This window comes from [Erwinia] mediterraneensis (assembly GCF_900604315.1).
Classification (GTDB): domain Bacteria; phylum Pseudomonadota; class Gammaproteobacteria; order Enterobacterales; family Enterobacteriaceae; genus Pantoea; species Pantoea mediterraneensis_A.
Genome location: NZ_LR026978.1, coordinates 2,358,906 through 2,370,003 on the forward strand (window position 1 = coordinate 2,358,906; position 11,098 = coordinate 2,370,003).

General features: G+C 55.3%; 12 protein-coding genes and 1 rRNA gene. 5 read left to right on the forward strand and 8 right to left on the reverse strand.

The window, feature by feature from the left end; genetic code table 11:
- Positions 1–51 precede the first annotated feature (51 nt).
- A complete protein-coding gene (tilS, locus tag E0E17_RS10860) occupies positions 52–1,368 on the forward strand; it encodes a tRNA lysidine(34) synthetase TilS (protein ID WP_130834088.1) in 1,317 nt (438 codons plus the stop codon).
- Entirely contained in the window at positions 1,365–1,676 is a 312-nt protein-coding gene (locus E0E17_RS10865; RefSeq protein WP_439654632.1) for a c-type cytochrome, read from the forward strand. Before tilS ends, E0E17_RS10865 begins: the two co-directional genes overlap by 4 nt.
- Before the next feature lie 38 nt (positions 1,677–1,714).
- Here E0E17_RS10865 and rof read toward each other — a convergent pair whose 3' ends face one another.
- A complete protein-coding gene (gene rof / locus E0E17_RS10870; RefSeq protein ID WP_130834089.1) occupies positions 1,715–1,978 on the reverse strand; it encodes a Rho-binding antiterminator in 264 nt (87 codons plus the stop codon).
- Positions 1,965–2,165, reverse strand: coding sequence for a YaeP family protein (locus E0E17_RS10875; RefSeq protein ID WP_130834090.1), 201 nt, complete (start codon positions 2,163–2,165; stop codon positions 1,965–1,967). Before E0E17_RS10875 ends, rof begins: the two co-directional genes overlap by 14 nt.
- A 213-nt stretch (positions 2,166–2,378) precedes the next feature.
- Here E0E17_RS10875 and arfB point away from each other — a divergent pair, with 213 nt between their 5' ends.
- Positions 2,379–2,789: an alternative ribosome rescue aminoacyl-tRNA hydrolase ArfB gene (gene arfB, locus E0E17_RS10880; protein ID WP_130834091.1), complete on the forward strand. Its 411-nt coding sequence runs from the start codon at positions 2,379–2,381 to the stop codon at positions 2,787–2,789.
- A 42-nt stretch (positions 2,790–2,831) separates the two neighbouring features.
- Here the strand turns inward: arfB and proS are convergent, their stop codons facing one another.
- The 6 genes from proS to metN form a co-directional block, all read right to left on the reverse strand.
- Entirely contained in the window at positions 2,832–4,550 is a 1,719-nt protein-coding gene (gene proS / locus E0E17_RS10885) for a proline--tRNA ligase (protein ID WP_130834092.1), read from the reverse strand.
- Between the two features lie 95 nt (positions 4,551–4,645).
- Positions 4,646–5,353: a tRNA (N6-threonylcarbamoyladenosine(37)-N6)-methyltransferase TrmO gene (tsaA, locus tag E0E17_RS10890; protein ID WP_130834093.1), complete on the reverse strand. Its 708-nt coding sequence runs from the start codon at positions 5,351–5,353 to the stop codon at positions 4,646–4,648.
- The gene (gene rcsF, locus E0E17_RS10895) at positions 5,350–5,745 is read right to left on the reverse strand and encodes an envelope stress sensor lipoprotein RcsF (protein WP_130834094.1); all 396 of its coding nucleotides are present in this window, start codon (positions 5,743–5,745) and stop codon (positions 5,350–5,352) included. Before rcsF ends, tsaA begins: the two co-directional genes overlap by 4 nt.
- A gap of 129 nt (positions 5,746–5,874) precedes the next feature.
- Positions 5,875–6,690: a MetQ/NlpA family lipoprotein gene (locus E0E17_RS10900; protein WP_130834095.1), complete on the reverse strand. Its 816-nt coding sequence runs from the start codon at positions 6,688–6,690 to the stop codon at positions 5,875–5,877.
- Between the two features lie 33 nt (positions 6,691–6,723).
- On the reverse strand, positions 6,724–7,377 hold the full coding sequence (locus E0E17_RS10905; protein ID WP_130834096.1) for a methionine ABC transporter permease MetI: 654 nt from the start codon (positions 7,375–7,377) through the stop codon (positions 6,724–6,726).
- Positions 7,370–8,401: a methionine ABC transporter ATP-binding protein MetN gene (gene metN / locus E0E17_RS10910; protein WP_130834097.1), complete on the reverse strand. Its 1,032-nt coding sequence runs from the start codon at positions 8,399–8,401 to the stop codon at positions 7,370–7,372. Before metN ends, E0E17_RS10905 begins: the two co-directional genes overlap by 8 nt.
- Positions 8,402–8,588: 187 nt before the next feature.
- On the opposite strand from metN, the gene gmhB reads away from it, so the two are divergent.
- Together gmhB and E0E17_RS10920 are read left to right on the forward strand one after the other, a co-directional pair.
- Complete coding sequence (gene gmhB, locus E0E17_RS10915; protein WP_130834098.1) at positions 8,589–9,149, forward strand: D-glycero-beta-D-manno-heptose 1,7-bisphosphate 7-phosphatase; 561 nt, start codon at positions 8,589–8,591, stop codon at positions 9,147–9,149.
- Positions 9,150–9,548: 399 nt separating this feature from the next.
- Positions 9,549–11,090: ribosomal RNA gene (locus E0E17_RS10920) — 16S ribosomal RNA — on the forward strand.
- Positions 11,091–11,098: the final 8 nt, after the last annotated feature.

Consider the following 11,098-nt stretch of genomic DNA (forward strand, 5'->3'; position numbering starts at 1 on the left):
TTCGCTCTGTAGGCCGCACCCGGCGGCCTGTATTATGTGACGGATCGCCCCATGCTTTTGACTCATCTGGAATCTCTGCTTGCCCCTGACGCCTCGCTGGTGGTCGCGTTCAGTGGCGGCCTCGATTCCACGGTGCTGCTGCATCAGCTGACGATCTGGCAGCAGCAGCATCCCGCCGCCAGCGTGCGCGCGCTGCACGTTCATCATGGCTTAAGCCCACATGCGGACGTGTGGGCCCGGCACTGCAAGACGATCTGTCAGCAGTGGCATATTCCCTGTAAGGTGCTGCACGTGCAGGTTGACGGACGCGAAAAGGGGATCGAGGCGGCGGCACGTCAGGCGCGCTATCAGGCGCTGAGCGCCCAGCTGCGGCCGGGCGACACGCTGCTGACTGCGCAGCACCTCGACGATCAGTGTGAGACCTTGCTGCTGGCGCTGAAGCGGGGCAGCGGCCCGGCGGGCCTTGCCGCCATGCCGCAACAGATGATGCTGGATAACCATCCCCTGCTACGCCCGTTGTTAGGCTGTTCCCGCCAGCAGCTGGAAGCCTGGGCGGCCACCTACCAGCTACGCTGGGTCGATGATGAAAGTAATCAGGACACGCGCTACGATCGTAATTTCCTGCGTCAGACCCTGTTGCCGCCGCTGCTGGCTCGCTGGCCTCATTTTGCCTCAGCAGCGGCACGCAGCGCGGCGCTGTGCGGTGAACAGGAGCAGCTGCTGGACGAGCTGCTGGCCGAACAGCTGGCTTCGCTGATGCAGCCTGACGGCAGTCTGGCGATAACATCCTTGCTCAGCATGAGCGAAGCGCGGCGTAATGCGCTGATACGCCGCTGGATTGCGCAGCAGGGCGGTAATATGCCGTCCCGTGCAACCCTGTCGCGCCTCTGGCAGGAGGTCATGTTAAGCCGTGCGGATGCCCAACCACGTTTGCAACTGGGCCAGCATGAAATACGACGCTATCGCCAGCAGCTTTACTGGCTCAGGTGCTGGTCTTCGCTGCGCGCACAGGTGCTCAGCTGGCCGGATCTCGCCCGACCGCTTGCTCTGCCGCAGGATTTAGGCTGGTTACAGGCGCAACCCACGGCGGCGGGCGGGCTGCGCTGGCCGTGCGCCGATGAGCAGGTCAGCGTACGCTTTCAGGCGCAAGGCTATTATCATCTGGTCGGGCGTGCCGGCGGGCGGGAAATGAAAAAAATCTGGCAGGAGAAGGGGATAGCCCCCTGGCTGCGCGAGCGAATACCCTTAATTTACTTTAACCAGACGCTGATGGGCGCGCCTGGCCTGTTTATTACCCGTGAAGGCGATGCGGGCAGTGAGCCGGGCTGGCTGGCGGACTGGCAACATAACAGGATTGCGGAGCAATGATGTACAAATGGATCGGCCTGATGCTGATAGCGGTGAGCTTACCGGGCCTGGCTGACGGCGATGTTAAGGCGGGCGAGCAGAAAGCGGCGGCCTGTGTTGCCTGTCATGGTGCCAGCGGTAAGGCCTCAGTACCGCTGTACCCTCATCTGGCAGGGCAGAATGCGGCCTATCTCAATCATGCCCTGCAGGCGTATAAAAAGGGTGAACGCAGTGGCGGTCAGGCTGAAGTGATGAAAGCGTTTGTCGCCGGATTGAGTGAAGAGGATATGGCAGATTTGAGTGCATGGTATGCGTCGTTGACGCCCTGAAGAAAGAGGGCGGGAGCCTCGCTTCCCGCCCGCTGGGATCAGTCGTTTTCACTTACGTTGATAGTACCCAGCTCCGGATGACTGAAGCTGGCAATGTGATCAAGGCGAAGCTCACGTGTTTCACCAGAAAGATCGACAGCCAGGTACTCGACGTTTTTACGTGTCACCATATCGATCGCTTTCGCCTTCAGCTGCTCGCCGTTTTTTAGCGCCAGCGTCAGCGTCCAGTTTTTTTGGCAGGCGAGTTCAAGGTTGTCGTAATCATCACAGTTGATGGGTTTGTAGGCTTCATTCGTCAACATAGTCGCTCACCAATAAGTTTGCAGCAGCCGGAGCTGCCTGTTCCCTGACAGAAGAGTTTAGCGCAGAATCAGCGGCAATATCATTGCGTGCCTGCAGCGTGCATCCGATGGTGCCTGGTACGTACCCCGGTTCACCGCCGCCAGGCGCGGCATATTTCTGGTGAACCCACTCACAATATGTTTGCACGTGCACCTCCTCAGCAGAGCAAAAACACTCTGGTTGATGGGCGACTATATCACAGACATTTCCTGGAAATCAGCCAGACGAACGGGGAATCCGGCCGTCGCCGGGGAAAGATGAAGAGAACAGCGCTCTGCACAGGGTGACCAGCGCACAAAAGGTTAAGTCAATGATAAGTCACGGCGTATTACGCTCGTCAGCATACAGAACAGGAAAACCATGATTATTGAGTCACCTTATCTGGTGATCCCCGACAGCGAAATTGAACTCAGCGCGATCCGCGCGCAAGGGGCAGGGGGCCAGCACGTGAATAAAAACGCCACAGCCATCCATCTGCGCTTTGATATCGTCGCCTCGTCACTGCCTGAGGTGTATAAAGCGCGACTGCTGGCGGCCAGTCATCATCTGATCACTGCCGAGGGCGTGGTCATCATAAAATCGCAGGAGCATCGCAGTCAGGAAATGAACCGCGAGGCGGCGCTGCAGCGGCTGGAAAACCTGATTCGTGATCTGATCAGGGTTGAGAAAAAACGCCGTCCGACACGGCCAACGCGCGCATCCAGAGAGCGGCGACTGGAAGGGAAAGCGCGGCGCAGCAACACCAAAGCGCTACGCGGCAAAATACGCTAGGGGAAACGGTCGCCTCTGCAGCAGCAAAGGCGACCTGAAGGGTTATTTATTCAGCGCTTTCACCAGAAAATCAACGATCTCGCTCTGCTTGATCATCTCTTTTTCACCGGCGCGACGGGCTTTGTACTCGATCTCTGCGTTATCGAGGTTACGATCGCCAATCACGATGGTGTGCGGCACGCCAATCAGTTCCATGTCAGCAAACATCACGCCCGGACGCTCTTTACGATCGTCCAGAATCACGTCGATGCCTTTTGCACGCAGCGTATGGTACAGCTCTTCAGCCACCTCTTTTACGCGGAAAGATTTGTGCATGTTCATCGGCAGAATCGCCACTTCAAACGGTGCCAGGGCGTCAGGCCAGATAATGCCGCGCTCGTCGTGGTTTTGCTCAATAGCAGCGGCCACCACGCGGGTAATACCGATACCGTAGCAGCCCATAGTCATAATCTGATTACGGCCATCTTCGCCCTGTACCGACGCTTTCATCGCTTCTGAATATTTGGTGCCAAGCTGGAAAATATGGCCCACTTCGATACCGCGTTTAATCTGCAGAGTACCTTTACCGTCCGGGCTGGGATCGCCTTCCACCACGTTACGGATATCGGCTACCTGCGGCAGCGGCAGATCGCGCTCCCAGTTAATCCCGGTATAGTGCTGTCCATCGATGTTAGCGCCAGCGCTGAAATCACTCATTTTCGCCACGGTACGATCGGCAACGATCGGCATCTGCAGACCTACCGGACCCAGTGAGCCAGGACCCGCGCCAACTGCAGCCCGGATCTCTTCTTCGGTGGCAAAGGTCAGCGGTGCGGCGATAAAATCAATCTTTTCCGCCTTCACTTCATTCAGTTCATGATCGCCACGCACCAGCAGCGCAACCAGCTGATGGCCGCTCTCTGCGGCGGCTTTCACGATCAGGGTCTTCACAGTTTTCTCGATCGGCAGATTGAACTGCTCAACCAGCGCCGCAATGGTTTTGGCATTGGGCGTGTCGATGCGCGTCATCGGCTGTGTCGGCTGCGGGCGTTCACCAGCCGGTTCTACCGCTTCCGCCAGCTCAATGTTGGCAGCGTAATCCGATTCGGTGGAGAAAATCACATCATCTTCACCGTTCTGCGCCAGCACCTGGAATTCATGAGAGGCGCTGCCGCCAATTGAGCCGGTGTCCGCCTGCACAGCGCGGAAATCGAGGCCCATACGCGTAAAACTCTGGCTGTAGGCGCGATACATCGCATCATAGGTTTCCTGCAGCGATTCCTGCGAGGTATGAAAGGAGTATGCATCCTTCATAATAAACTCACGTGAGCGCATCACGCCGAAACGCGGGCGAACTTCATCACGGAATTTGGTCTGAATCTGGAAAAGATTGAGCGGCAGCTGTTTGTAAGAGCTGAGCTCGTTACGGATCAGATCAGTAATCACTTCTTCATGAGTCGGACCGAGCACAAACGGACGTTCGTTACGATCGCTGATGCGCAGCAATTCAGGACCATATTGCTCCCAACGACCGCTCTCCTGCCATAAATCGGCGGGCTGAACGACCGGCATGGAAATCTCAATGGCGCCAGCCTTGTTCATCTCTTCGCGTACGATATTTTCGACTTTTTTCAGTACGCGTAGCCCGGTGGGCAACCAGGTATAGAGACCTGAAGCCAGCTTACGGATCATACCGGCGCGCAGCATTAACTGATGGCTGATCACTTCGGCTTCGGACGGCGTCTCTTTCTGAGTAGAGAGCAGATATTGAGTAGTACGCATTGATTAGGATTCCAGTTAGACGGAAAGTCTGAGTGATGACAAAAATTTAGCTGGCAGCTAGTGTACCAGCGACATCACAACGCCAAAAGTGCGTTTTAACGTGGTTCAAGAGCAAGGACTTCCGTGCCTTCGGCATCGATGCGCCAGCGCACGTTGAAATCGAGCAGCCAGGCGGCATATTCCCGATCGTTGGTTTCGCCTTTGCGGTAAGCGGGACGGGGATCCTGCGCCAGTACCTCACGGATAAAGCGCTCCAGGTGCGGCAGCTGAGCGGCATGCTGCCGCAGTTGCTGCTGTGCCAGAGCGGAAAAACGCACCGGCATAGCCGCCTCCGGGGCCGCCTGGGCAAAACCGGCACGGGCATCGGGCAACGCCTCGGCAAAGGGCAGATAGGGTTTAATGTCTACCACCGGCGTGCCGTCAACCAGATCAAGGCTTCCCAGCTGCAGTATGACCTGCTGTTTTTCACAGCGAATGCCTTTCAGCTCTACCAGTGACATGCCCAGCGGATTCGGGCGAAAGGTGGAGCGGGTCGCGAATACTCCCATGCGGGCGTTGCCGCCAAGACGCGGGGGCCGCACCGTAGGACGCCAGCCGCCAGCCATGGTCTGATGAAAAACAAACAGCACCCAGAGATGGCTGAAGGCTTCCAGCCCGCGTACTGCTTCAGGCTGATTATAGGGTGGCAACAAATGCAGTTCGCCGCCGCCATCCTGAATCAGGCCTGGCTGGCGCGGCACGGCAAACTTCTCTTTCCATGGCGAGCGGATTACGCCGATCTGTGCAAAGCCAAAGTCGGTCATTGATCAGAAACTTTCAGCGCCGATCCCTGACAGATGGCCTGGCGGTGGCAGCCGGGCGTGCCGCTGATGACTTCGCATTTATGCAACAGCACCGCGTTGGCTTTCAGGTAAGAGGCTTTCACCTGCATCCGCTTACGCGCGGTATTAATATTCGGCGGCGAATCCTGGGTGCTGGTCTGGCAATCATCGCCGGAAACCTCACCCAGATCGCGGAACGGTTTGCTCACCAGATCGGCAGCATCGTTATAAAGTTTGACCGGGGCCGGGCGCGGCGCTGGCTTACGTGCCGGCTGGCTGGTCTGGGGCTGGGAAGGAGCGCTACTTATCGGATGGTATTCATGAGCGCATCCGGTCAGCATCAATGCCAACAAGCAGTGCGGTAAAAAACGCATAGCAACATCCTCATGTATTCAAAAGTGGAGTAATTGAAGCAAGGACCAGGATAAATAACAAGTCAGGGTGGTACGAGGATAAAGAAAGAGCGGCACAGTGGCCGCCCTGAAGTGCAACAGAATGCGTCATTACCAACCTTTCACGGCCCCGCCGTTAAAGATTTTATTCGCTGCGTCATTCACTTCATCAGACTGGTAAGCCTGAACGAATTTCTTCACGTTTTCCGCGTCTTTGTTATCTTCACGCGACACAAGCAGGTTCACGTAGGGAGACTCTTTATCTTCCACGAAAATGCCATCTTTGGTCGGCGTCAGACCAATCTGGCTGGCATAAGTGGTATTAATCACTGCCACCGCAATTTGTTCATCATCCAGCGAACGTGGCAGCTGAGGCGCTTCCAGCTCAACAATCTTCAGTTTTTTCGGGTTCTCAACGATATCCAGCGAGGTTGGCAGCAGACCCACGCCTTCTTTCAGTTTGATCAGACCGACCTGTTGCAGCAGCAGCAGCGTACGGCCCAGGTTGGTCGGATCGTTAGGGATAGCGATCTGGGCGCCTTCCTGCAGTTCATCCAGTGATTTGACCTTTTTAGAATAACCGGCAATCGGATAAACAAAGGTGTTACCAACCGGCACCAGCTTATAGCCACGGTCTTTGATCTGCTGATCGAGATAAGGCTTGTGCTGGAAAGCGTTGGCATCAATATCGCCTTTGCTCAGCGCTTCGTTAGGCAGGACATAGTCGTTGAAGCTCACCAGCTCCACATCCAGACCATATTTCTCTTTCGCCACTTTTTGCGCAACTTCCGCAACCTGTTGCTCAGCACCCACGATCACGCCAACTTTGATGTGATTAGGATCTTTTTCTTGTTGATCGCATCCCGCCAGCGCCATTGCGCCGATCAGTGCACCCACAGCGGCAATCTTTTTAAACGTAAAAGACATATCCCTTCCTTAATCGAGAGCTATTAATGTTGCTTACTTATGGGACACCGCACGCACAATGCGGTCGCCACAGAACTGAATTAAATACACCAGAATCACTAACAAGACTAATACCGTATTCATCACGGTGGCGTTGTAACCGATATAACCATACTGGTAACCGATCTGCCCCAGGCCTCCGGCACCCACGGCACCGCCCATAGCGGAATAGCCAACCAGCGTAATCAGGGTAATGGTCGCTGCGTTGACCAGCCCCGGCAGCGCTTCAGGCAGTAATACCTTACGTACGATCTGCATCGGTGTGGCACCCATCGCACGGGATGCCTCGATCAGGCCAGTGGGCAATTCGAGCAGGGCATTTTCCACCATACGGGCGATAAAGGGCGCCGCACCCACCGTCAGCGGAACGATAGCGGCCTGTAAGCCGATAGAGGTGCCCACGATCATACGGGTAAAGGGGATCATCCATACCAACAAAATAATGAAGGGGATGGAACGGAAAATATTTACCAGCGCTGAGAGCACACGATAAAGGCTGTTATTCGCCAGAATCTGACCCGGACGCGTAACATAGAGCAGCACGCCTACCGGCAGACCGAGAACAAAGCCAAAAAAGCCGGAAACGAAGGTCATCATTAGCGTTTCCCAGACGCCACGGCCCAGTAACCACATCATCGCTTCAGACATAACCCAGTACCTCAATTTTTACATGGTGTTGCTGCAGCCAGGCGATGGCTGCTTTGGTATCCGTTTCAGTGCCGTGCATTTCGGCCAGCATGATGCCGAACTTGACGCCGCCCGCATAATCCATCTGGGCACTGATAATATTGTTGTTAACGTTAAACTTGCGCGCCGCTTCGGAAAGCAGTGGGGCATCGACCGACTGACCGGTGAATTCCAGACGCAGCAGCGGCACGCTGTCAGCGCTCGCCTCGGGTGACAGCCGCTGCTGATAATCTTCCGGAATATCCAGGTGCAGCGTGGACTGAATAAACTGCTGCGCCAGCGGCGTTTTTGGATGAGAAAAGACTTCGCTGACGGTGTCATTTTCAATCAGCTCGCCCTGACTGATGACCGCAACCTGATCGCAGATGCGTTTAACCACATCCATTTCGTGGGTGATCAGCAGAATCGTCAGCCCGAGCCGGCGATTAATATCTTTCAGCAGCTCCAGAATAGAACGGGTCGTGGCCGGATCCAGCGCGCTGGTAGCTTCATCACACAGCAGAACTTTGGGATTGCTGGCCAGCGCACGGGCGATAGCGACGCGCTGCTTCTGACCGCCGGAAAGATTCGCCGGCCAGGCATCCTGTTTATCCGCCAGGCCTACCAGCGCCAGCAGCTCGGTGACGCGCCGCTTAATTTCTTCACGTGAAAGGTTGCCCAGCTCCAGCGGCAGAGCAACGTTACCAAAGACGGTACGGGAGTTCAGCAGGTTAAAGTGCTGAAAAATCATGCCAATCTGGCGGCGCGCCTGAGTCAGTTGGCTTTCAGAAAGCGCCGTGAGATCCTGACCATCAACCAGGACCCGGCCCGATGACGGACGCTCCAGCAGGTTAACGCAACGGATTAAGGTGCTTTTACCGGCCCCGGAGGAGCCGATGACCCCATAAATTTGCCCGGCAGGCACGTGCAGGCTGACATTTGACAGCGCCTGAATAGTACGAGTGCCTTGCTGGAAGACTTTTGAAATATTTTCTAGTTTAATCATGAGGTTAGTTATTATCGTGTTGCGTTGTCCGTGGTGGTTCTGTTTTGTCATTGCCGTATAATGCAAAATCTGGATGGATGGTAAGGCATCCAGACGTCTAAATCAATCAAAGTCATTCAATCTGTCATTCTCTCTATATACGCAATCATGCAATACTGAGAGGCAATTTTTCAGCAGGAGTTTCTACGTGGCGAATAAAGTCCCGGCAATTTTTCTTGATCGTGATGGCACTGTGAATGTCGATCACGGTTATGTGCATGACATCGATCATTTCCAGTTTATTGATGGCGTGATTGAGTCCATGCGTGAACTCAAAAAGATGGGCTTTGCGCTGGTACTGGTGACCAATCAGTCCGGCATTGCGCGCGGTATGTTCACGGAAGATCAGTTTATGCAGCTCACCGAATGGATGGACTGGTCACTGGCAGATCGCGATGTCGATCTCGACGGCATCTATTATTGTCCGCATCACCCACAAGCCAGCGTGGCGGAATATCGTCAGCAGTGTGACTGCCGTAAACCGCAGCCCGGCATGCTGCTGTCAGCACAGCAGCAACTGCACATCGATATGTCTGCTTCTTATATGGTAGGCGACAAGCTGGAAGATATGCTGGCGGGAGCTGCGGCGGGAGTAGGGAAGAAAGTCCTGGTGCGCAGCGGGAAACCTGTCACGGCAGAAGGGGAGGCCGCTGCGGATTGGGTGATTACCAGCCTGGCTGAACTGCCCGCCCGTATCAAACAGGGCTAAAAAACGGCGTTTTGTACAAAAATAAGACGAACGACAAAAAAGTTGCAATATGCGCTTGCGCTTAACGAAACGCGCCCTATAATGCGCCTCCACTGACACGGAACAACGACATACAGGCCGCCGGGTCAGCAGGTTCAGCCCGCTGAACCGCCGGAGAAAAACCCTGAAAAAAGGGTTGACTCTGAAGGAGGAAAGCGTAATATACGCCACCTCGCGACAGACGGCTGAGCCGCGTCGCACCGCTCTTTAACAATTTATCAGACAATCTGTGTGGGCACTCGCAGGATTGATATCGGAGCCTCCGGGCTTAAAAAATATCAAGTCTCAAGAGTGAACACGTAATTCATTACGACGTTTTTCCTTGAGCATCGCTTCACGAGTTGAAGCAAATCAAGCTTTTAATTGAAGAGTTTGATCATGGCTCAGATTGAACGCTGGCGGCAGGCCTAACACATGCAAGTCGAACGGCAGCACAGGAAAGCTTGCTTTCCGGGTGGCGAGTGGCGGACGGGTGAGTAATGTCTGGGGATCTGCCCGATGGAGGGGGATAACCACTGGAAACGGTGGCTAATACCGCATAATGTCGCAAGACCAAAGTGGGGGACCTTCGGGCCTCACACCATCGGATGAACCCAGATGGGATTAGCTAGCAGGCAGGGTAACGGCCTACCTGGGCGACGATCCCTAGCTGGTCTGAGAGGATGACCAGCCACACTGGAACTGAGACACGGTCCAGACTCCTACGGGAGGCAGCAGTGGGGAATATTGCACAATGGGCGCAAGCCTGATGCAGCCATGCCGCGTGTATGAAGAAGGCCTTCGGGTTGTAAAGTACTTTCAGCGGGGAGGAAGGGATGAGGCTTAATACGCTTCGTCATTGACGTTACCCGCAGAAGAAGCACCGGCTAACTCCGTGCCAGCAGCCGCGGTAATACGGAGGGTGCAAGCGTTAATCGGAATTACTGGGCGTAAAGCGCACGCAGGCGGTCTGTTAAGTCAGATGTGAAATCCCCGGGCTCAACCCGGGAACTGCATTTGAAACTGGCAGGCTTGAGTCTCGTAGAGGGGGGTAGAATTCCAGGTGTAGCGGTGAAATGCGTAGAGATCTGGAGGAATACCGGTGGCGAAGGCGGCCCCCTGGACGAAGACTGACGCTCAGGTGCGAAAGCGTGGGGAGCAAACAGGATTAGATACCCTGGTAGTCCACGCCGTAAACGATGTCGACTTGGAGGTTGTGCCCTTGAGGCGTGGCTTCCGGAGCTAACGCGTTAAGTCGACCGCCTGGGGAGTACGGCCGCAAGGTTAAAACTCAAATGAATTGACGGGGGCCCGCACAAGCGGTGGAGCATGTGGTTTAATTCGATGCAACGCGAAGAACCTTACCTGGCCTTGACATCCACGGAATTCTGCAGAGATGCGGAAGTGCCTTCGGGAACCGTGAGACAGGTGCTGCATGGCTGTCGTCAGCTCGTGTTGTGAAATGTTGGGTTAAGTCCCGCAACGAGCGCAACCCTTATCCTTTGTTGCCAGCGATTCGGTCGGGAACTCAAAGGAGACTGCCGGTGATAAACCGGAGGAAGGTGGGGATGACGTCAAGTCATCATGGCCCTTACGGCCAGGGCTACACACGTGCTACAATGGCGCATACAAAGAGAAGCGACCTCGCGAGAGCAAGCGGACCTCATAAAGTGCGTCGTAGTCCGGATCGGAGTCTGCAACTCGACTCCGTGAAGTCGGAATCGCTAGTAATCGTGGATCAGAACGCCACGGTGAATACGTTCCCGGGCCTTGTACACACCGCCCGTCACACCATGGGAGTGGGTTGCAAAAGAAGTAGGTAGCTTAACCCTCGGGAGGGCGCTTACCACTTTGTGATTCATGACTGGGGTGAAGTCGTAACAAGGTAACCGTAGGGGAACCTGCGGTTGGATCACCTCCTTACCTGAACG

Bases quoted from the DNA above. Each gene is read 5' to 3' on its own strand.
- tsaA (WP_130834093.1), bottom strand. From the start codon at position 5,353: ATGACCGACTTTGGCTTTGCACAGATCGGCGTAATCCGCTCGCCATGG.
- metN (WP_130834097.1), bottom strand. From the start codon at position 8,401: ATGATTAAACTAGAAAATATTTCAAAAGTCTTCCAGCAAGGCACTCGT.
- tilS (WP_130834088.1), top strand. From the start codon at position 52: ATGCTTTTGACTCATCTGGAATCTCTGCTTGCCCCTGACGCCTCGCTG.
- arfB (WP_130834091.1), top strand. From the start codon at position 2,379: ATGATTATTGAGTCACCTTATCTGGTGATCCCCGACAGCGAAATTGAA.
- rcsF (WP_130834094.1), bottom strand. From the start codon at position 5,745: ATGCGTTTTTTACCGCACTGCTTGTTGGCATTGATGCTGACCGGATGC.
- E0E17_RS10865 (WP_439654632.1), top strand. From the start codon at position 1,365: ATGATGTACAAATGGATCGGCCTGATGCTGATAGCGGTGAGCTTACCG.
- E0E17_RS10905 (WP_130834096.1), bottom strand. From the start codon at position 7,377: ATGTCTGAAGCGATGATGTGGTTACTGGGCCGTGGCGTCTGGGAAACG.
- rof (WP_130834089.1), bottom strand. From the start codon at position 1,978: ATGTTGACGAATGAAGCCTACAAACCCATCAACTGTGATGATTACGAC.
- E0E17_RS10900 (WP_130834095.1), bottom strand. From the start codon at position 6,690: ATGTCTTTTACGTTTAAAAAGATTGCCGCTGTGGGTGCACTGATCGGC.
- proS (WP_130834092.1), bottom strand. From the start codon at position 4,550: ATGCGTACTACTCAATATCTGCTCTCTACTCAGAAAGAGACGCCGTCC.